The sequence below is a fragment of the Janthinobacterium sp. Bl 1 genome (genome assembly GCF_058215535.1).
This window is the reverse complement of record NZ_CM177086.1, coordinates 5,359,242-5,379,505: the sequence shown is the minus strand read 5'-3', so window position 1 is coordinate 5,379,505 and position 20,264 is coordinate 5,359,242. Positions and strand designations below refer to the sequence as shown.

At 62.8% G+C, this 20,264-nt stretch carries 14 protein-coding genes and 1 pseudogene; 13 read left to right on the top strand and 2 right to left on the bottom strand.

Going from position 1 to position 20,264, the window contains the following annotated elements; genetic code table 11:
- Positions 1-154 precede the first annotated feature (154 nt).
- From aceE to AC4BCN_RS24250, 5 genes and pseudogenes are all read left to right on the top strand, one after another.
- On the top strand, positions 155-2,851 hold the full coding sequence (gene aceE / locus AC4BCN_RS24270; protein ID WP_101482508.1) for a pyruvate dehydrogenase (acetyl-transferring), homodimeric type: 2,697 nt from the start codon (positions 155-157) through the stop codon (positions 2,849-2,851).
- 94 nt (positions 2,852-2,945) lie between these two features.
- Positions 2,946-4,607 (top strand): dihydrolipoyllysine-residue acetyltransferase, encoded by a 1,662-nt coding sequence (gene aceF / locus AC4BCN_RS24265; protein ID WP_490491937.1) that lies wholly within the window; start codon positions 2,946-2,948, stop codon positions 4,605-4,607.
- 10 nt (positions 4,608-4,617) lie between these two features.
- Positions 4,618-6,405 (top strand): dihydrolipoyl dehydrogenase, encoded by a 1,788-nt coding sequence (lpdA, locus tag AC4BCN_RS24260; protein WP_139091049.1) that lies wholly within the window; start codon positions 4,618-4,620, stop codon positions 6,403-6,405.
- Between the two features lie 67 nt (positions 6,406-6,472).
- Positions 6,473-6,665 (top strand): annotated as a pseudogene (locus AC4BCN_RS24255) (oxidoreductase dimerization domain-containing protein); the annotation flags it as partial.
- Positions 6,666-6,922: 257 nt separating this feature from the next.
- On the top strand, positions 6,923-8,098 hold the full coding sequence (locus AC4BCN_RS24250; protein WP_490491936.1) for a hypothetical protein: 1,176 nt from the start codon (positions 6,923-6,925) through the stop codon (positions 8,096-8,098).
- 23 nt (positions 8,099-8,121) lie between these two features.
- On the opposite strand, the gene AC4BCN_RS24245 is transcribed toward AC4BCN_RS24250, so the two are convergent.
- A complete protein-coding gene (locus AC4BCN_RS24245; RefSeq protein WP_139091047.1) occupies positions 8,122-8,841 on the bottom strand; it encodes a TetR/AcrR family transcriptional regulator in 720 nt (239 codons plus the stop codon).
- Between the two features lie 144 nt (positions 8,842-8,985).
- Here AC4BCN_RS24245 and AC4BCN_RS24240 point away from each other — a divergent pair, with 144 nt between their 5' ends.
- The 3 genes from AC4BCN_RS24240 to AC4BCN_RS24230 are packed head-to-tail and all read left to right on the top strand — an operon-like array spanning position 8,986 to position 13,307.
- Positions 8,986-10,179, top strand: coding sequence for an HlyD family secretion protein (locus tag AC4BCN_RS24240; RefSeq protein WP_490491935.1), 1,194 nt, complete (start codon positions 8,986-8,988; stop codon positions 10,177-10,179).
- Between the two features lie 6 nt (positions 10,180-10,185).
- Positions 10,186-11,784, top strand: coding sequence for a DHA2 family efflux MFS transporter permease subunit (locus tag AC4BCN_RS24235; RefSeq protein ID WP_070301420.1), 1,599 nt, complete (start codon positions 10,186-10,188; stop codon positions 11,782-11,784).
- A gap of 50 nt (positions 11,785-11,834) precedes the next feature.
- A complete protein-coding gene (locus AC4BCN_RS24230) occupies positions 11,835-13,307 on the top strand; it encodes an efflux transporter outer membrane subunit (protein ID WP_490491934.1) in 1,473 nt (490 codons plus the stop codon).
- A 9-nt stretch (positions 13,308-13,316) separates the two neighbouring features.
- Here the strand turns inward: AC4BCN_RS24230 and AC4BCN_RS24225 are convergent, their stop codons facing one another.
- On the bottom strand, positions 13,317-14,234 hold the full coding sequence (locus AC4BCN_RS24225) for a LysR family transcriptional regulator (RefSeq protein WP_139091044.1): 918 nt from the start codon (positions 14,232-14,234) through the stop codon (positions 13,317-13,319).
- 112 nt (positions 14,235-14,346) lie between these two features.
- Here AC4BCN_RS24225 and AC4BCN_RS24220 point away from each other — a divergent pair, with 112 nt between their 5' ends.
- The 5 genes from AC4BCN_RS24220 (at position 14,347) to AC4BCN_RS24200 (ending at position 20,254) form a co-directional block, all read left to right on the top strand.
- Complete coding sequence (locus tag AC4BCN_RS24220) at positions 14,347-14,946, top strand: short chain dehydrogenase (RefSeq protein ID WP_128142131.1); 600 nt, start codon at positions 14,347-14,349, stop codon at positions 14,944-14,946.
- A 143-nt stretch (positions 14,947-15,089) separates the two neighbouring features.
- Positions 15,090-16,802 (top strand): methyl-accepting chemotaxis protein, encoded by a 1,713-nt coding sequence (locus AC4BCN_RS24215; protein ID WP_490491933.1) that lies wholly within the window; start codon positions 15,090-15,092, stop codon positions 16,800-16,802.
- Positions 16,803-16,850: 48 nt separating this feature from the next.
- Positions 16,851-18,572 carry a dipeptidyl-peptidase 3 family protein gene (locus tag AC4BCN_RS24210; protein WP_490491932.1) on the top strand — a complete coding sequence of 574 codons (1,722 nt, stop codon included), beginning with the start codon at positions 16,851-16,853 and terminating at the stop codon, positions 18,570-18,572.
- A gap of 150 nt (positions 18,573-18,722) precedes the next feature.
- The gene (locus tag AC4BCN_RS24205) at positions 18,723-19,418 is read left to right on the top strand and encodes a hypothetical protein (protein ID WP_490491931.1); all 696 of its coding nucleotides are present in this window, start codon (positions 18,723-18,725) and stop codon (positions 19,416-19,418) included.
- A 104-nt stretch (positions 19,419-19,522) separates the two neighbouring features.
- The gene (locus AC4BCN_RS24200) at positions 19,523-20,254 is read left to right on the top strand and encodes a BON domain-containing protein (RefSeq protein WP_490491930.1); all 732 of its coding nucleotides are present in this window, start codon (positions 19,523-19,525) and stop codon (positions 20,252-20,254) included.
- Positions 20,255-20,264 lie beyond the last annotated feature (10 nt).

The window sequence follows — 20,264 nt, the reverse complement described above, 5'->3', positions numbered from 1 at the left end:
CATAATACGAAATGCTATATCGTAATTTGAAAAATAGTAAATACGCTGTTAGAATCCCCACACTAAACCGACTTAATAGTAAATAATCAGCGAAATACCGTCCGACAGCGATCCGGAAAATCGGGGTGGGGCGTTCACAAAGGAGACTCAACAGATGTCAGCTCAACTGAACCAGGTAACGACACAGATCGGCACCGACCCGGATATGCAGGAAACCAAGGAGTGGCTGGACGCGCTCGAAGCCGTTCTGGAAAATGAAGGTCCGGAACGCGCGCATTACCTGATGGAGCGCATGGTTGACCTGGCCCGCCGCCGCGGCGCCCAGATCCCGTTCTCCAGCACCACCGCCTACGTCAATACCATCCCCACCAAACAAGAAGCCCACTGTCCCGGCAACCTCGAATACGAAGAGCGCCTGCGCTCGTGGATGCGCTGGAACGCCATGGCCATGGTCGTCAAGGCCAACCGCGCCGACGGCGACCTGGGCGGCCACTTGTCGTCGTTCGCTTCGCTGGCGAACATGCTGGGCATCGGTTTCAACCATTTCTGGCACGCGCCTACGGCCGACCACGGCGGCGACCTGCTGTACATCCAGGGCCACTCGTCGCCCGGCGTCTACGCGCGCGCCTTCCTCGAAGGCCGCTTGACGGAAGAGCAAATGCTGAACTTCCGCAAGGAAGTCGACGGCAAGGGCCTGTCCTCGTACCCGCATCCGAAGCTGATGCCTGACTTCTGGCAGTTCCCGACCGTGTCGATGGGCCTGGGCCCGCACATGGCGATCTACCAGGCGCGCTTCCTGAAATACCTGCACGCACGCGGCATCGCGAAAACCGACAACCGCAAGATCTGGGCTTTCTGCGGCGACGGCGAGATGGACGAGCCGGAATCGCTGGGCGCGATCGGTCTGGCCGCACGCGACATGCTCGACAACCTGGTCATCGTGGTCAACTGCAACCTGCAGCGTCTGGACGGCCCGGTACGCGGCAACACCAAGATCATCCAGGAACTGGAAGGCGAATTCCGTGGCGCCGGCTGGAACGTCGTCAAGGTCATCTGGGGCCCGGGCTGGGACGCCCTGCTGGCGCAAGACAAGGAAGGCATCCTGCAGCGCGTGATGATGGAAACCGTCGACGGCGAGTACCAGAACTACAAGGCCAAAGACGGCGCCTACGTGCGCAAGCACTTCTTCGGCAAGCATCCGAAGCTGCTGGAAATGGTTGCGAACATGACGGATGACGACATCTGGCGCCTGACCCGTGGCGGCCACGATCCGCACAAGATCTACGCGGCATTCAAGATCGCCCAGGAACACAAGGGCCAGCCGACCGTCCTGCTGGTGAAAACCATCAAGGGCTACGGCATGGGCAAGTCCGGCGAAGCGCGCAACACGGCGCACCAGACGAAAAAACTGGACGACGAAGCCATCCGCGAAATGCGCGACCGCTTCTCGCTGCCTATCCCTGACGACAAGCTGGCCGATATCCCGTTCTTCAAGCCAGCCGACGACGCGCCGGAAATGGTCTACCTGCACGAGCGCCGCAAGGCCCTCGGTGGTTACCTGCCGCAGCGCCGCCAGAAGTCGGAAGAAACCCTGCCGGTGCCTGGCCTGGACGCGTTCAAGAACGTGCTGGAAGCGACGCCTGAAGGCCGTGAAATCTCGACCACGCAAGCGTTTGTGCGCGTCATTTCGACTCTGCTGAAAGACCCGAACCTGGGCCAGCGCGTCGTGCCTATCCTGGTTGATGAATCGCGTACCTTCGGCATGGAAGGCCTGTTCCGCCAGATCGGCATCTACAACCCGAAAGGCCAGTTGTACGAGCCGGTCGACAAAGACCAGGTCATGTACTACCGCGAAGACAAGGCTGGCCAGATCCTGCAAGAAGGCATCAACGAAGCGGGCGGCATGAGCTCGTGGATCGCCGCGGCGACGTCGTACTCGACCAACGACCGCATCATGATCCCGTTCTACACCTTCTACTCGATGTTCGGCTTCCAGCGCATCGGCGACCAGGTATGGGCTTCGGCCGACATGCGCGCCCGTGGCTTCCTGATGGGCGGCACGGCTGGCCGTACGACGCTGAACGGCGAAGGCTTGCAGCACGAAGATGGCCACAGCCATATCTTCGCCGCGACCATCCCGACCTGCATGCCGTACGATCCGACCTTCAGCCATGAAGTCGCCGTCATCATCCAGGACGGCCTGCGCCGCATGATCGCCAACCAGGAAGATGTGTTCTACTACATCACGATCATGAACGAGAACTACGCCCAGCCAGGCATCAAGCCAGGCCAGGAAGAAGGCATCCTGAAAGGCATGTACAAGCTGCAGGAAGGCCAGGCTGACGCCAAGCTGCGCGTACAGCTGATCGGTTGCGGCACCATCCTGCGCGAATCGATCTTCGCCGCCGAGCTGTTGCAGAACGACTGGGGCGTGGCTGCGGACGTGTGGTCGGCACCGTCGCTGACCCTGGTGGCCCGCGATGGCCAGGATGCGGAACGCTGGAACATGGTCAACCCGTCGAAAGAGCAGCGCGTGCCTTACGTGACGTCGCTGATGCAGGACACGGATGGCCCGATCGTCGCCACGACCGACTACATGCGCGCGTTTGCAGAACAGATCCGCGCCTTCATGCCGAAGGGCCGCACTTATAAAGTGCTCGGTACCGATGGCTTTGGCCGCTCGGACAGCCGCGCCAAGCTGCGCGAGTTCTTCGAAGTGAACCGTTATTATGTCACCGTGGCCGCGCTCAAATCGCTGGCTGACGAAGGCAAGATCGACGTGTCGGTGGTGGAGCAGGCGATTGCCAAGTACGGCATCGACGCGAACAAACCGAATCCGGTGACCCAGTAATCGTTGTGCGGACCCGATGATGCCAGGGCGGTGCGAAAGCGCCGCCCTGGCGTGTGTGCGGGTCCATCTGACAAATAAAATAACGGAGCAAGCTATGAGCATTGTGGAAGTCAAAGTCCCGGATATCGGCGATTTCAAGGAAGTCGAGATCATTGAACTGATGGTCAAGCCAGGCGATACGGTCAAGGTCGACCAGTCCCTGATCACGGTCGAATCGGACAAGGCCAGCATGGAAATTCCATCGAGCCACGCCGGTGTCGTCAAGGAATTGAAAGTCAACGTGGGCGACAAGATCGCCGAAGGTTCGCTGGTCCTGCTGCTGGAAGTGGCGGACGACGCCTCGGCCCCTGCGCCTGCCGCTGCCGCCCCGGCCGCAGCACCTGCCGCTGAAACCCCCGCCGCCGCTCCTGCGGCCGCGCCAGCACCTGCCGCCCCAGCCGGCGCGCCGGCCCTGGTCGAAGTGACCGTACCCGACATCGGCGACTTCAAGGAAGTCGAAGTCATCGAACTGATGGTCAAGGTCGGCGACAGCATCAAGGTCGACCAGTCGCTGCTGACGGTCGAATCGGACAAGGCCAGCATGGAAATCCCATCGAGCCACGCCGGTATCGTCAAGGAATTGAAAGTCAAGGTCGGTGACAAGGTTGCCAAGGGCAGCCTGGTGCTGGTCGTGGAAACGACCGGTGGCGCGGCTCCTGCTGCACCTGCCGCTGCTGCACCGGCACCGGCTGCGCAAGCTGCCGCCGCGCCAGCCGCCGCCGTCGCTTCGGCGCCGGTCGCTGCACCAGCTCCTGCCGCCGCTCCTGCAGCGAACGGCAAGCTGGCGCACGCGTCGCCATCGATCCGCAAGTTCGCGCGCGAACTGGGCGTGGACCTGACCCGCGTGGGCGGTTCCGGTCCGAAGGGCCGTATCACCCAGGAAGACGTGCAGAACTTCGTCAAGGGCGTGATGTCGGGTGCCGTCGCCGCGCCAAATGCGCCGGTCGCTGCCAAAGGCGGTTCGGGCGTGGGCCTGGATCTGCTGCCATGGCCGTCGCTGGACTTCAGCAAATTCGGCACGACCGAATTGCTGCCGCTGTCGCGCATCAAGAAAATCTCGGGCCCGAATCTGCACCGCAACTGGGTCATGATCCCGCACGTCACGCAGTTCGACGAAGCGGACGTGACGGACCTGGAAGCGTTCCGCGTCGACACCAACGCGGCCAATGCGAAGAACAAGGATGCGGCCAAGCTGACCATGCTGGCCTTCGTCATCAAGGCTTCCGTTGCCGCGCTGAAGAAATTCCCCGCGTTTAACGCTTCCCTGGATGCCAAGGGCGAGAACCTGATCCTCAAGCAGTATTACAACATCGGCTTCGCGGCCGACACGCCGAATGGCCTGGTGGTCCCCGTGATCAAGGGCGCGGACCAGAAGTCGGTGTCGCAGATCGCCCGTGAAATGACGGAACTCTCCTTGCAGGCGCGCGAAGGCAAGCTGAAACCGGCCGACATGCAGGGCGCCAGCTTCACGATCTCGTCCCTGGGCGGCATCGGCGGCACGCACTTCACGCCTATCGTCAATGCACCGGAAGTCGCGATCCTGGGTCTGTCGAAAGCCTCGATCAAGCCGGTATGGGATGGCAAGGCCTTCCAGCCACGTTTGATGATGGGCACTTCGCTGTCCTACGACCACCGCGTGGTCGATGGCGCGATGGGCGCGCGATTCTCCGTGTACCTCGGCGAAGTCCTGGCCGACATGCGCAAAATTCTGCTGTAAGGAGCGATTGATGAGCACAGTAGAGGTAAAAGTACCGAATATCGGCGACTTCAAGGAAGTCGAAGTCATCGAACTGATGGTCAAGGTCGGCGACACCATCAAGGTGGACCAGTCCCTGATCACGGTGGAATCGGACAAGGCCAGCATGGAGATTCCATCGACCCACGCCGGCGTCGTCAAGGAGTTGAAAGTCAAGGTCGGCGACAAGATCGCCGAAGGCAGCGCGCTGCTGGTGGTGGAAGCGTCGGAAGGCGCTGCTGCTCCTGCAGCCGCACCGGCGGCCGCTCCTGCGCCTGCCGCAGCTCCGGCTCCTGCAGCGGCGGCACCAGCTGCAGCCGTTGCCGCCATCCCGGCCGGTAATTACAGCGGCCAGGTTGACATCGACGTCGACATGATGGTGCTGGGCGGCGGTCCTGGCGGCTATTCGGCGGCGTTCCGCGCGGCCGACCTGGGCATGTCGACGGTCATCGTCGAGCGCTATGCGACCTTGGGCGGCGTGTGCCTGAACGTGGGCTGCATTCCGTCGAAGGCGCTGCTGCACGTTGCATCCGTCATCGATGAAACGGCGCACATGTCCAACACGGGCGTGACGTTTGCCAAGCCGACGATCGACATCGACCAGGTACGCAAGTACAAGGAAGGCGTGATCTCGAACATGACGGGCGGTCTGGCCGGCATGGCCAAGGCGCGCAAGACGCAAGTGGTGACGGGCGTGGGCCAGTTCCTGTCCGCGAACCACATCGAAGTGACGGCAGGCGACGGCTCCAAAAAAGTCGTGCAGTTCAAGCAAGCCATCATTGCCGCCGGTTCGTCCGTGGTGAAACTGCCCTTCGTGCCGGAAGACCCGCGCATCGTCGATTCGACGGGCGCGCTGGAATTGCGCCAGATCCCGAAACGCATGCTGGTCATCGGCGGCGGCATCATCGGCCTGGAAATGGCAACCGTTTATTCGACCTTCGGCGCGCGCATTGACGTGGTCGAAATGATGGATGGCCTGATGCAGGGCGCGGACCGCGACGCCGTCAAGGTGTGGCAGAAGTTCAACGAGAAGCGCTTCGACAACATCATGACCAAGACCAAGACGGTAGCCGTCGAGGCTCTGCCGGAAGGCATCAAGGTCACGTTCGAAGCAGCCGAAGCAGGTGCTACCGCACCGGCGCCACAGATCTACGACCTGGTACTGGTGGCCGTGGGCCGCAGCCCGAACGGCAAGAAACTGGCCGCCGACAAGGCGGGCGTGCAGGTGACGGACCGCGGTTTCATCAACGTCGACAGCCAGATGCGCACCAACGTGCCGAACATCTTCGCCATCGGCGACCTGGTGGGCCAGCCGATGCTGGCGCACAAGGCTGTGCACGAAGCTCACGTGGCAGCGGAGGCCGCCTCTGGCCAGAAGTCGCACTTCGACGTCAAGGTGATTCCATCGGTCGCCTACACGGATCCGGAAGTGGCATGGGCCGGCATCACGGAAGACGAAGCGAAAGCCAAGGGCATCAAGGTCGAGAAGGGCCACTTCCCATGGGCAGCTTCGGGCCGCGCCGTGGCCAACGGCCGCGCCGAAGGCTTCACCAAGCTGCTGTTCGACGCTGAAACGCACCGCATCATCGGCGGCACCATCGTCGGCACGCATGCGGGCGACATGATTGGCGAGATCGCGCTGGCCATCGAAATGGGCTGCGACGGCACCGACATCGGCAAGACCATCCATCCGCACCCGACCCTGGGCGAATCGATCGGTATGGCCGCTGAAGTGTACGAAGGCGTGTGCACGGACTTGCCGCCGCCGCGCAAGCGCTGATGTTGTAGCGCTGTGTTGTAACACTAAAAACCCCGCAAGCGATTGCGGGGTTTTTTATTATCCTGCCATCGTCGGCACGCACGCGGGCGACAGGGGAACGATGAGGCGGCGAAATCGCTCTGGCCATCGAAATGCGCTGCGACGGCACCGACATCGGCAAGACCATCCATCCGCATCCAACCCTGGGCGAGTCGATCGGCAGGTTGGCAAAAGCGCGCGAAGGCGTGTGCACGGACTTGCCGCCGCCGCGCAAGCGCTGATGAAGCGTTAACTTTCAGTACAAAAAAACCGGGACATGTTCCCGGTTTTTTTTATTTCCCTTGATCTGCATCATAGTAAAACGTGGTGCAGCGGTGCCTTGTGAAAATTGGTGAGTATTGCCGTGTGGAAAAAGTGGCAGAATGGAGGTCTGTCACCATGTTTTTCTTTTGCTTCGACGGAAGCGTGTGATTTTTCCAGGAATGTTGTCAGCGTGGGATACGGTCAAGTTCCGCTGTACTGAGAGAGCTTTGCAACGATGAAAAAATTTACCGCCCTTCATATTGCCGACGTCCGTTTGCGCCGGGCTGACGAGCAAGAGCAAGCCGTGATGCTGCATGCCTTGTACCAGGATGTGGCCGCTATACTGGCGGCGGGCAAGCGGATCGATGCGATTTTCTTCACGGGCCAGCTGGTGGCGCCCGACGCCTGTGCCGGCACGACGCCCGTGTATGTCTACGAATACTTCCTGCGCCCCTTGCTGCAGGCGGCCAGCTTGCCCGGCGCGCGTTTCTACCTGGTGCCGGGCAGCCGCGCGCAGGGTGTTGCGGCTGCGGCGCTGGGCAATGCCGGCTTCAGCTTTTTCTCCGCCGATGAGCACGCCAGTGCCGAGCAGCGCGCGCACTACAAGAATATCCACGCCGTGTTCCATGGCCACCAGCATACGGGCGATGCCAGTTCGCTGATGAAGTCGCTGGGCATCCTGTTCAAGAGCAATCCCGGCAGTCTGTACGATACCAATGGCCAGATGGCGGCGTTTGCCGTGCTCGAGTTCGGCACGGGCGAGGCCGCGGCCGATGGCGGTGCGCCAGGCACGCGGTGGACGGTGTCCCTGCGCGAGTTCGATGACGTGAGCAAGAATTTCGCCCTGTCGGTGCTGTACACGCCGAATGGCCAGGAAACGGGGCAGGTGGATGCCGAGTATGTGTTTGCCACCTTGCTGCCGCAGCTGGCAGGCGAGCGCGATTATCTCGATGGCTTGCTGGGCAAGGCGGGCGCACAGCAGCGCGTGGACGCCGGCGCGGCTGCCGATGCGCGCGAATTCCTGATCGAGCTGGCGTTCGTGATGTTCGAAGCCAAGAGCGTTTTCCTCAACGAGGCGGAGCTGGAGCGCTTTGCCAGCGACTATTGCGGCGTGAAAGGCTGGAGCATGGCGGCCGGAGATTGGCTGGCGCCGCTGTATGCGCATGGCTTGCTGTTGCGGGAAGATGGCCAGGTGGCGTTTTCCTTCGATTACTTCCGCACGTATTTCCTGGCGCAGCGCTTTGAAACCTCGTTCGACCTGATGCGCTATGGCCCGGACCGCTACGATGAAAGCGAGTCTTCACTCACTGTCGATGGCGCGTCGGCGGCCCAGCCTTTCCTGCGCGCGCTGGGCTTGAACGATGAGCACGCCGAAGCGGCGCAGCCGGAAGACTGTGGCCGCCCTGGCTGACCTCCCCGGTCAGCCTTCCCGCGTCAGTCCGCCAGCGGCTGGCGCAGGGTGCCGCGCAGGAACAGGTCGAGACTGACGGCTACCTTGGCGCGCAATTGCGCCACGTCCGGTTGCGTTTGTGGCGGAAACAGCAGGCGCGACATCTGGTCGCCCAGCAGGCAATTGAGCAGGTGCAGCGACAGCATGGCCGGCGCCAGCTCCGCGCGGAACAGGGGCGCGATGTCGGGGCGGCTGAAAAACCTCGTCAGCATCTCGCGCGTCTGTCCCGGTCCCACCTTGTAAAACGTTTCCGCCAGTTCAGGATGCGTGGCCGCTTCGGCCACCACCATGCGATTGAGGTGGATGGCCGCCGGCATCGTGACGAGTTGCACGAACAGCAGGCCGAACTCGCCCAGGATCGTGGGCAGGGGACGCATATCCGTTTCCAGCGCCGGCATGGTCGAGAAGTAGGCGGCGCGGCGCAATTCCACCACGGCATTGAACAAGCCCGACTTGCCGCCAAACTTCACATAAATCGTACGCACGGCCACATGGGCTTCGCGGGCGATCATTTCCAGGCTGACTTTTCCATATCCTTTTTCCAGAAACAGGCAACCGGCCGTGTGCAGAAGGTTGTCCATGCGCGCTTCCATGTCGGCCGCGCGCGGGCGGCCGGCTGGTTTGCCGCAGCAGGAAAGCTCCTGGGCGGCGTCGCCGGATTCTTTATCGGTAGGCAAGGTATCGCTGAGGCCGGGATCGGACATGGTCTGGGTCTCTTTATAAGTTGGAAGGTAAGTGATGGCTCACACTGTAGTGCAAATTAAAATGAAATGCAATCGTTTCATTTCTTGACTTTGGCTTTTCTTTGCCCAATAATGAACATATATCATTTCATTTCCGGAGCGAGTATGTCCAACCAGCCAGGCCACGCAGAGCACAAAGTGCTGAGCGCCGTCCCACCTGCGGCCCCGGCCGCCCCTTCCGCGCCCGCCGCTTCCGCCAGCTCCGCACCACCGAACAACCGCGTCAAAATCATCGCCGGCCTGATCGTCCTCGTGGCCCTGGGCGCCGGCGCGCGCATGTGGTACCGCAGCCACTATTTCGTGGAAACGGAAAACGCCTATGTGGCCGGCCACGTGCATCCCGTCTCGGCGCGCATTTCCGGCGTCGTCACCAAGGTCTTCATCGACGACAATCAAATGGTGAAAGAGGGCGACGTGATCGCCGAACTCGACCCGTTCGACCAGCGCGTGAAAACCGAGCAGATCGCCGCACAGATCGCCAGCGCCGAGCAGCAAGTGCTGCAAGCGGACGCGCAGATCGCGCAAGTGCAGGCACAAGCCAGTGGCGCCCAGGCGCAAGTGGCGCAAGCCGATGCGCAACTGCTGCGCGCGAAACAGGATGCGGACCGTTATGGCCAGCTGTACACGAGCCAGATGAAAGCCGTCTCGAAAGCGGAACTCGACGCGGCCAATGCGGCCCGCTCGAGCGCCGTGGCTGACCTGGCCGCCCGCCGCGACAGCGCGTCGGCCGCCAAGGCGCAGATTGGCGCGGCGCAAGCTGCGCGCGACGTGGCCAAGGCACAAGTGGCCGTGCTGCGCGTGCAATTGAAGGACGCGGAACAGCAGCTGCAATACAACCGCATCCTGGCTCCTGTCGCCGGCCGCATCGGCAAGCGCAACGTGGAAACGGGCATGCGCGTGCAGCCTGGCCAGCAATTGACGGCCATCGTGCAAGACAACGTCTGGGTCACCGCCAACTTCAAGGAAACCCAATTGGCCGACCTGCACCGCGGCCAGAGCGTGCACGTGACCATCGACGCCATGCCGGGCAAGAAACTGGTCGGTACCGTGGACAGTTTCGCTCCTGCCTCGGGGGCGCAATTCGCCCTGCTGCCAGCCGATAACGCCACCGGCAACTTCACCAAGATCGTCCAGCGCGTGCCGGTGAAAATCGTCTTCCAGCCGGAAGACATCAAGGCCATGAATGGCCGCCTGGTGCCGGGCATGTCGGTGATCGCCGAAGTGGAAGTCAATCAGCCTGAAACGCAGCCGGCCGCGCGTCACGCCGCCGCTCCTGCCGCCCAGTCCACCACCCACTAAGCTTCCATGAGCAGCCCCTCCACCACGCTGGCGAAGCCGCCAGCGTTTCCCGTGATCGACGAGAAAGTCTCCGGGCGCACCTGGCTGGCGGTCGCCGCCGGCATGCTGGGCGCCTTCATGGCGGTGCTCGACATCCAGATCACCAATTCCTCGCTCAAGGATATCCTTGGCTCGCTGTCGGCCACCCAGGAAGAAGGCTCGTGGATTTCCACGGCCTACCTGGTGGCCGAAATTATCGTCATTCCCCTCACCGCGCTGCTGGCGCGCGTGTTCGGTCTGCGTACCTACATGATCGGCACCACCGCTTTCTTCCTGTTGTTCTCCACCCTGTGCGGCACGGCGTGGAACCTGGAAAGCATGATCGTCTTCCGCATGCTGCAGGGTTTCACGGGCGGCGCCCTGATCCCGATGGCGTTTACGCTGGTGATGCTCAAGCTGCCGCCGTCGAAGCGCGCCGTCGGCATGGCGATTTTCGGCCTGACGGCCACCCTGGCGCCAGCCATGGGCCCGACCCTGGGCGGGTATCTGAGCGAGCTGTATGGCTGGCCATCGATCTTCTACATCAACTGGGTGCCGGGCGTGCTGCTGATCGCCGGCATGATCTATGGCCTCGACAAGGAGCCGATGAAGCTCGAGATGTTCTGGAAGGCCGACTGGCTGGGCATCTTCTTCATGGCCCTGGGCCTCGGCTGCCTGACCATCTTTCTGGAAGAGGGCAACTCGAAGGACTGGTTCGACTCCGGTTTCATCATCGCCTTCGCCTCGATGGCCCTGGTGGGCATCCTGGGCTGGGTCGTTACCAGCGCCACGCGCGCTGAACCGTTCGTCAACCTGGCCCTGTATGGCCAGCGCAATTTTTTAGTGGCCACCGTGCTGTCGGCCGTGACGGGCATGGGCCTGTATGGCTCGGCCTTTTTGCTGCCCCTGTTCCTGGGCCAGATCGCGGGCTACTCGCCGATGCAGATCGGTGAAGTCATCATGTGGGTGGGCTTGCCGCAGCTGTTCATCATGCCGTTCGTCGCCAAGCTGTCGTCCGTGGTGGACAACCGCATCCTGTGCTCGTTCGGCCTGTTGCTGTTTGGCGGTTCGTGCATGATGAATGCCTACATGGACGCGTCCACCGGCTACGACCAGCTGCTGTGGTCGCAGGTGGTGCGCGCGCTGGGCCAGCCCTTCGTCATGCTGACCCTGTCGAACTTCGCCATGAAGGGCATCGCGCCGAAGGACATGCCGTCCGCTTCGAGCCTGTTCAACATGACGCGCAACCTGGGCGGCTCGATCGGCATCGCCCTGCTGGCCACGGCCCTGAGCACCCGCGAGCATTTCCATTCGCAGCGCCTGGGCGAAGCGATCAATGCCTATTCCAGCGCCACCCAGCTGCGCATCGACCAGCTGACGTCGTCGTTCATGGCCAAAGGCTATGACGCCGTCACGGCCGGCAACCAGGCCTTGCAGGCGATCGACGGCATCGTGCGCCGCGAAGCGTATGTGATGGCTTACAACGATGGCTTCTTCCTGATCGGCGCCATCCTGCTGGCCTGCATCGTGCCCCTGTGGCTGGCCGATAAACTCAAAGCTCCCGGTGGCGGTGGCGGCGGTCATTGACCGCGCACAGCTCGCACGTGCAGCACCTCAAGAACAAGAAGGTACACATCATGCAAACAGTATTGACGAAAATCGCGCTGGCCGCTTCCCTTGCCGTGGCGCTGTCCGCCTGCGGCACCGTGGGCCAGGATTTCACCGCGCCGGGCAATGTCGCCGGCGCCGACACCTTCCGCCATGGCGCGGCTGCGGCTGACGCCGCGCAACTGCCCAAGGAGTGGTGGAGCATCTACGGCGACGCCACCCTGAACCGCCTCGAGCAAAGCGCGCTGCAGGACAACCCCAGCGTGAAGGCGGCCGGCGAGCGCTTGCTGCAGGCGCTGGCGCAAAGCGGCACGGCGCGCGCCAACCAGGGACCGAGCGTGAACGTCAGCACGGGTGTATCGAACTCGCGCACCTCGGCCAACACGTCGCAGGGCCTGGCGCAAGGCAACCGCTCGGTCAGCGGCAACAATTTTTCCGCGGGCGCTACGCTGTCGTATGAAGTCGACTTGCTGGGCCGTGTAAAACGCATGGTTGAAGCGGCCGATTCGCAGGCGCTGGCGGCGCAGGCCGACCGCGACGGCGTGCTGCTGATGCTGTCGTCGCAAGTGGCCAGCAATTACTGGCAGCTGCGCGGACTCGATGCGGAAATGGCCATCCTGAATGGCGCGCTCGACACGCGCCGCGAATCGGCGCAGCTGGTCGAAGCGCGCTTCAACGCGGGCTTGACGAATGAGCTGGACCTGGCGCGCGCGAAAGTCGAACTGTCGAACGCGCAGGCCGATTTGCATGAAGTCAGGCGCCAGCGCAACCAGCTGGAAAACAGCCTGGCCACCCTGACGGGCAAGCCGCCGTCGGCGCTGCAATTGCCGGTGGCCGCCGATCCGTCCGTCTTGCCGCTGCCGCCCGCCATTCCTGTCGGCTTGCCCGCCAGCCTGCTGGCGCACCGCCCGGACCTCGTTTCCAGCGTGGCGGGCCTGCGCGCGGCGAACGCGCAAGTGGGCGTGGCCGAAGGCGCGTTTTATCCGACGCTGCAATTGACGGGCAATTTCGGCTACGCATCCGAAAAGCTGCGCGACCTGGCGCAGGGCGGTTCGCGCCAGTTCAGCTTTGGTCCGCTGGCCCTGTCCTTGCCGATCTTCGACGGCGGCCGCAACCAGGCCAATCTTGACCTGTCCAAGGCGCGCTATGCGGAAGCCGTGGCGAACCATGAAACGAAGCTGTTGACGGCCTTGCGTGAAGTGGAAGATGCGCTGTCCGACGTGGAGCAGCGCCAGTTGCAGGGCGACGCCCAGGCCCTGTCGCAGGAAGCGGCGGCGCGCGCCTACCTGGTGGCGCGTACGCGCTACGAGCGCGGCATCTCGACCTATCTGGATGTGACGGACGCGCAGCGTAGTTCGCTGGCAGCGGACCGCGCCGCCGCGCAGATCAAGACCCAGCGCCTGCTGGCGACCGTGGCCGTGGCCCGTTCCTTGGGAGCGGGCTGGCAGCCGGACGGCGAGCTGGCCAAGCTGGCGTCCGCACCTGCCGCGAAGGTGAACTAGGTACGACGATTACGTGAGCGTGGCCGGTGGCGGTGTCGCCGCCGGCCCGTAGCGTTCCAGCAGAAAATCGATGAAGGTCGTCAGCTTCGGCGTAGGCTGGCGGTCGCGCGGATACAGCACATGCATCAGGCGCGGCGCCGGCACGTAATCGGCCAGCAGCGGCACCAGCCGTCCCGCCGCGATATCGTCGGCCAGTAAAATCTCCGCCTGCATGACGATGCCGAAGCCGTGCAGGGCCGCCATGCGCAGCGCCTGGCCATTGTTCGAGCGGAAGCGGCTTTCGGCCGCAGCGCCATCGTGGCGCGCTTCCTTGCCGCTCAGACGCCAGCGCATGTGGCGCGACCACTGCATGAAATCCACGCATTCGTGCCGCGCCAGGTCGTCCGGCGTGCGCGGCGTGCCGTGCTTTGCCAGGTAGGCGGGCGAGGCGCAGATCACCATCGCATATGGCCGCAAGGGCCGCGCCACCATGCCGGAATCTTCCAGCTTGCCGATGCGGATGGCCGCATCGAATCCTTCCTCCACCAGGTCCACCATCCTGTCATTCAAATTGAGCTCCAGGCTCACGTCCGGATAGACCGTCAGATAGTCGGCCATCAGTGGCGCGATGCATTCGCTGCCGAAGGATACGGGCGCCGTGATCTTCAGCTTGCCGCGCGGCGTGGCGCGCATCGCTTCCGCGCCCGTTTCGGCCGCCGCGATCTGCGCCAGGATCTGGCGGCATTGCTCCACGTATTGCCTGCCGATTTCCGTCAGGCTTTGCCGCCGCGTCGTGCGCGCCAGCAGGCGCGTACCCAGCCGCTCTTCCAGCTGTTTGATGTGCTTGCCCACCATCACGGGCGAGATGCGGAAGGTGTCGGCGGCCGCCGTGAAACTGCCCTGGTCGACGACGGACACAAAGATTTCCATGCTGCGCAATTTATCCATGTCGCCTTGATTGCAAACTGTGGGTTGGTAATCTTGTAAATTCTAGCGCATTTATTCCTTTCTGGAAGCGGCGCATACTGGCTCCATCGTTCAACCCACACAAGGAAGCAGCATGAAAATCGTCATCATCGGCGCCAGCGGCACCATCGGCAAGGCCGTCACCGCGCAACTGGCGCAGCGCCATGAAATCATCGAAGTGGGCAGCCGCACGGGCACGCACCAGGCCGACATGGGCGACATCGCGCAAGTACGCGCCCTGTTCCAGCGCATCGGCAAGGTCGACGCCGTTGTCGTCACGGCCGGCAAGCTGCATTTCGGCCCCCTGGCCGAATTCACGCCCGAGCAATTCCAGCTGGGCCTGGACAGCAAGCTGATGGGCCAGGTCAACGTGGCGCTGGTGGCGCAGGAATACCTGAACGATGGCGGTTCGATTACCTTGACCAGCGGCATCGTTGCCGAGCAGCCGATCCGCTTCGGCGCGGCCGCCAGCATGACGAATGCGGCCGTGGAAGGTTTTGTACGGGGCGCCGCCATCGAACTGGCGCGCGGCGTGCGCATCAATGTCGTCAGCCCCACGGTACTGGAAGAATCGCTGGAATCGTATGGCCCCTTCTTCTACGGCTTCGAGCCGGCCGCCGCCAGCCGCGTAGCGCTGGCCTACAGCCGCAGCGTGGAAGGGGCGCAGACGGGGCAGGTCTACCGCGTGTGGTAGGGTTCAAGGCCTCAAAAAGGCTGCTTTTGACCGGCCTCAGGCAGCCTGCTTCCATTCATGATAAATTAACTTTTATTTCCAAATGTCAACATCATGGTGATGAAGAATTTGGACATTTTCATGAATGAATGGATGAGACGGATATGCAAAGCACCAAAATCAGCACACGGCTTTATACGGGATTCGGCCTGGTCCTGTTGCTGCTGATCATCGTTACCGCACTCGGCATCAACCGCGTGCAAAAGATCGACGCCATCCTCACCAGTATCAGCGACGTCAACAACGTCAAGCAGCGCCATGCGATCAATTTCCGCGGCAGCGTGCATGACCGCGCAATCGCCCTGCGCGATGTGGTGCTGGCGGCCGACGCGGCGTCGGCCAAGCCGGAAATCGCGCGCATCGAAACGCTGGCCGCTAATTACGCGCAGGCCGCCGCACCGCTGGACCAGATCATCGGCAGCGGCAAGGACGTGACCGAAGCGGAACGCACGGCCCTGGCCGCCATCAAGGCCAGTGAAGCGAAGGCCCAGCCGATCATCGCCAAGGTGATTCAATTGCGCCTGGCCGACGATGTGGCCGGCGCCACCGCCTTGCTGCAGCAGCAGGGCGCCGCCGCCTTCACGGGCTGGCTTGCGTCCGTCAACCAGCTGATCGACCTCGAAGAAAAGATGAGCCGCGAACAGGCCGACAGCGCAAGCACGGTGGCGCGCAGCTTTTTCTTCTTCATGGTGCTGCTGTGCCTGGGCGCGATCGCCATCGGTACCATCGCGGCCTGGCGCATCAGCCACGGCTTGCTGCGCCAGCTCGGCGGCGAGCCCGACTACGCGGCCGCCATCGCCGGTGAAATTGCCGCTGGTAACCTGGCAGTGACCATCACTACCGGGCCGAACGACCGCAACAGTTTGCTGTACGCCATGCGCGGCATGCGCGACAGCCTGGTGGCCATCGTCAGCCAGGTGCGTGCCGGCACGCAGACCATCGCCACCAATTCGCGCGAAATCGCGGCCGGCAACCTGGACCTGTCGAACCGCACGGAACAGCAGGCCGGGTCGATCGAGGAAACCGCCACGTCGATGGAGCAATTGACGGGCACCGTCAAGCAGAACGCCGAGCACGCGATCGAGGCGAATCAGCTGGCCGTATCGGCCTCGGGTGTGGCCGTCAAGGGCGGCGCCGTCGTGGCGCAGGTGGTGCAGACCATGGCCGCCATCAACGAATCGTCGAAAAAGATAGTCGACATTATCGGCGTGATCGACGGCATCGCTTTCCAGACGAATATTCTGGCGCTCAATGCCGCCGTGGAAGCGGCGCGTGCCGGCGAGCAGGGCCGGGGCTTTGCCGTCGTCGCCACCGAAGTGCGCAGCCTGGCCCAGCGTTCCAGCCAGGCCGCCAAGGAAATCAAGTCGCTGATCGACGACTCGGTCGAGCGCGTCGGCACGGGCGCGCGCCTGGTCGATGAAGCGGGCACGACCATGCAAGACATTGTCGACAGCGTCAAGCGCGTGACCGACATCATGGGCGAAATCAGCGTGGCCACGCGCGAGCAGTCGTCCGGCATCGAACAGGTCAACCAGGCTGTCGGCCTGATGGACCAGGTGGTGCAGCAGAATGCGGCGCTGGTGGAGCAGTCGGCCTCGGCCGCCGCATCGCTGGAAGCGCAGGCCGGCAGTCTGTCGCAGGTGGTCAGCATCTTCAAGCTCGACAACTCGCAAGTGCCGCTGCAGGCGCCGCAGCCGGCGCGTGCGCGTCCGGCTGCCGTGACTGCTGCCAGGCCGGCCGTCAAGGCGGCAGCGAAGCCGGCAGCGAAAAAGCTGGCCTCCAAGGTGCCCGCCGATGACGCATGGGAAGAGTTTTAAGCGGCGCTCGTTTACAATCGGGACCTTACATTGTTTGCTGAGGTCCCCATGAAACGTATCCTGTTCCCCCTGCTGATGGCCGCCGCCGTCGGCAGCGCTTGCGCCGCAACGCCGGCAGCCCCGGCCACCGCGCAACAACTGGCGGCCATGAGCGCCCGCTACGCGCCCGTCGCGCTGACGGCCGATGTCACGCACCTGTCTGCTGGCGACCGCCAGGCCATCGCCAAGCTGGTCGAGGCGGCCAAGCTGGTCGACGTGCTGCAGCTGCGCCAGCGCTGGTCCGGCAACGAAGCGCTGTGGGCAGCGCTGAAGAAGGACACGTCAAAGCTGGGACAGGCCCGTCTGAACTATTTCTGGATCAATAAAGGTCCCTGGTCGGTGCTCGACGCGCATGCCTCGTTCATGCCGGCCAGCTATGCCGGCATCGCCATTCCCGCGCATAAGCCGGAAGCAGGCAATTTCTATCCGCAGGGCGCCACCAAGGCCAGCCTGGAAACGTGGATGAATGGCCTCTCGGCCGACGACAAGCAGCAGGCGCAATGGTTCTTCACGACGATTCGCGCAGGCAAGGATGGCAAGTATCAGACCGTCAAGTATTCGGACGAGTACAAGGTGGAACTCAAACAGCTGGCCAAGCTTCTTGATGAAGCTGCCGCCGCCACGGACAACGCTTCCCTGAAGAAATTTTTGACCCTGCGCGCCAAGGCTTTCCTCGACAACGACTATCTGCCGTCCGATTTCGCCTGGATGGACCTCGATTCGCCCGTCGACATCACCATCGGCCCGTATGAAACGTATAACGATGAGCTGTTCGGCTACAAGGCCGCGTTCGAAGCGTACGTGAACATCCGCGACCAGGCGGAAACGCAGAAGCTGAACTTCTTCGCCAAGCACATGCAGGAACTGGAAGACAACCTGCCGCTCGACGCCCGGTACCGCAACCCGAAGGTGGGCGCGCTGGCGCCGATGGTGGTGGTCAACCAGGTGTATGGCGCTGGCGACGGCAACATGGCCGTGCAGACGGCTGCCTACAATTTGCCGAACGACGAGCGCATCATCAGCGCGCGCGGCTCCAAGCGCGTCATGTTGAAAAACGTGCAGGAAGCCAAGTTCAAGGCCACCCTGACGCCGATTTCGAAACTGGTGCTGACGCCCGAAGCGCAGCAGGACGTCGACTTCAATTCCTTCTTCACGCACATCCTCGCGCATGAAATCATGCACGGCCTGGGCCCGCACGCGACCACCGTCGACGGCAAGCCATCGACGCCGCGCCAGGACTTGAAGGAAGCCTATTCGACCATCGAAGAAGCCAAGGCCGACATCACGGGATTGTTCGCTTTGCGCTACATGATGGACAAGGGGCAACTGAACGATACCCTGGGCCAGGGCGACGTGGCCGAGCGCAAGCTGTACAACACGTTCCTCGCCTCTGGTTTCCGCACCCTGCATTTCGGCTTGACGGATTCTCATGCGCGCGGCATGGCCATCCAGATGAATTACATCCTCGACAAGGGCGGTTTTGTGTCGCTGGGCGACGGCAAGTTCGGCGTCGACTTTTCCAAGATCAAGCAGGCCGTGATCGACCTGGACCGTGAGTTTCTGACCATCGAGGCGACGGGCGACTATGCGCGCGCGAAAGACATGATGAGCAAGTACGTGGTCATCCGCCCTGAAGTGCAGGTGGCGCTCGACAAGATGAAGGCCGTGCCCAACGATATCCGCCCGGAATTCGTCACGGCCCGCGCACTGGACCAGGCGGCGAAGAAATAAGCCGACTTTGATTATTGTCAGTCTGGAAAGCCGGCGCATCTGCGCCGGTTTTTTTTGTCTTTATTTATGAAAAGTTGCTAGTTTTTCCTTGTGGAAACATTTTTACCGCTTACTCTGCAGTAGTAAATCCCCATTTCTCCTGTTGATCCCATGTTGAAACTGTTTTCGCTGTTAAGTGTGTCCCTTGCCTTGCCCGCCGTCGCTGCGGCCCAGCTCACCGATCTGGAAACCCGCTGGCTGCAGGCGGGCCAACCCGTCATCGCGTTTGCACGTGCGCAGGGCTTGCCCATCGACATCATCGTGCAGCCGCAGGATGCGCCCGGCGCCGTGCCGCTGGCGCTGGGCTACGAAGCAGGGCGCTGCAAGCTGGTGCTGTCCTTGCGCGGCAATGCGCAGGCAGACAGCGTCTTGCAGGGCGTGCCGGCCACGCGTCACGGCCTGATGATGGAAGCGATGATGGCGCATGAGATCGGCCACTGCCAGCGCTATGCGCAGGGAGACTGGCATGCCTTGCCACGCGGCTTTGTCGAGCCGCGCAGCATGCAGCGCGGCAAGTTGACACCGCTGGCGCAGGAGCTGCGCGAGACGCGCCGCGAAGAGGGCTATGCGGACCTCGTGGCCCTGGCCTGGATGCATGGGCGCCACCCGGAGCAGTACCGGCATGTGCTGGCCTGGATGCGCGGCGTGCGCGCCGGTGGCGAGGTTGCGGGCGGCGGTGCAGGCGGTTCCCACGCCACGCAGGCATGGCTGGCGCTGGCCGATGGCGCCGGTGTATTTGATGGGCCCGCTTCAATATTTGAACAGGCGCAAGTATTGTGGCGAAAAGGCTTGAGCGGCGACAAATAAACGATGATTTTTAAGTGAATGGACGGTCAGCGTGTGCTGTCGCACGGAGCTTTGCTTCCGGCAGGGGTCTAATCTGGGCATCAACTAACCAGAGAGGAACCATCATGAACAAAATGATCGCACTCATGCTGGCCGCCAGTGCCAGCGCCCTGCTTGCCGCCACGCCAGCGTATGCGCAGGATGCCTCGTACAAGAGTTTGACGGACAAGGCAACGGCCGACTACAAGCAGGCCAAGGCCGCCTGCGACGCCCAGAGCGGCAACGCGAAAAAAGTCTGCGTGGAAGAAGCCAAGGTGGCGCGCGCCAAGGCCGAATCGGACGCTGTGGCGCAATACCGCAACACGCCGCGCGAACTGGGCAAGGCCCGCAAGGACGTCGCCGATGCCGAGTATGACCTGGCCAAGGCCAAATGCGGCGACCGCACGGGCGCCGAGAAAACCACGTGCATGAACGATGCCAAGGCAGCGAAAACGGCCGCGCTGGCAGACGCGAACACGGGCGCCCGGGCCGGCACCAACGTGGCGCAGAATCCACCCGCCACGACGAAGGAAAACTGCGACGCCATGGATGCGACGGCCAAGGCCGCCTGCGTGACGCGCAATGCGGCCGGCAGTACCAAGACGGCCGTGGCCGACTCCGTCATCACCACGAAAATCAAGGCTGACCTCGTCAAGGACAATGACTTGAAAGCGCTCGACGTGCACGTGGAAACGGTCAACGGCGTCGTCATGCTCAGCGGCTTCGTGCCATCCCAGGCGCAAATGCAAAAAGCCGCCGACCTGGCCCGTGGCGTGGAAGGCGTGACGGATGTGAAGAATGGCTTGAAGGTGAAATAAGCCCATTCTG

What these genes read in the sequence shown, in the direction of transcription:
- AC4BCN_RS24200 (WP_490491930.1), top strand. Translation starts at nt 19,523, where the DNA reads ATGAACAAAATGATCGCACTCATGCTGGCCGCCAGTGCCAGCGCCCTG.
- AC4BCN_RS24245 (WP_139091047.1), bottom strand. Translation starts at nt 8,841, where the DNA reads ATGTCCGATCCCGGCCTCAGCGATACCTTGCCTACCGATAAAGAATCC.
- AC4BCN_RS24205 (WP_490491931.1), top strand. Translation starts at nt 18,723, where the DNA reads ATGTTGAAACTGTTTTCGCTGTTAAGTGTGTCCCTTGCCTTGCCCGCC.
- AC4BCN_RS24210 (WP_490491932.1), top strand. Translation starts at nt 16,851, where the DNA reads ATGAAACGTATCCTGTTCCCCCTGCTGATGGCCGCCGCCGTCGGCAGC.
- lpdA (WP_139091049.1), top strand. Translation starts at nt 4,618, where the DNA reads ATGAGCACAGTAGAGGTAAAAGTACCGAATATCGGCGACTTCAAGGAA.
- AC4BCN_RS24240 (WP_490491935.1), top strand. Translation starts at nt 8,986, where the DNA reads ATGTCCAACCAGCCAGGCCACGCAGAGCACAAAGTGCTGAGCGCCGTC.
- AC4BCN_RS24250 (WP_490491936.1), top strand. Translation starts at nt 6,923, where the DNA reads ATGAAAAAATTTACCGCCCTTCATATTGCCGACGTCCGTTTGCGCCGG.
- aceF (WP_490491937.1), top strand. Translation starts at nt 2,946, where the DNA reads ATGAGCATTGTGGAAGTCAAAGTCCCGGATATCGGCGATTTCAAGGAA.
- AC4BCN_RS24235 (WP_070301420.1), top strand. Translation starts at nt 10,186, where the DNA reads ATGAGCAGCCCCTCCACCACGCTGGCGAAGCCGCCAGCGTTTCCCGTG.
- AC4BCN_RS24225 (WP_139091044.1), bottom strand. Translation starts at nt 14,234, where the DNA reads ATGGATAAATTGCGCAGCATGGAAATCTTTGTGTCCGTCGTCGACCAG.
- AC4BCN_RS24220 (WP_128142131.1), top strand. Translation starts at nt 14,347, where the DNA reads ATGAAAATCGTCATCATCGGCGCCAGCGGCACCATCGGCAAGGCCGTC.
- aceE (WP_101482508.1), top strand. Translation starts at nt 155, where the DNA reads ATGTCAGCTCAACTGAACCAGGTAACGACACAGATCGGCACCGACCCG.
- AC4BCN_RS24215 (WP_490491933.1), top strand. Translation starts at nt 15,090, where the DNA reads ATGCAAAGCACCAAAATCAGCACACGGCTTTATACGGGATTCGGCCTG.
- AC4BCN_RS24230 (WP_490491934.1), top strand. Translation starts at nt 11,835, where the DNA reads ATGCAAACAGTATTGACGAAAATCGCGCTGGCCGCTTCCCTTGCCGTG.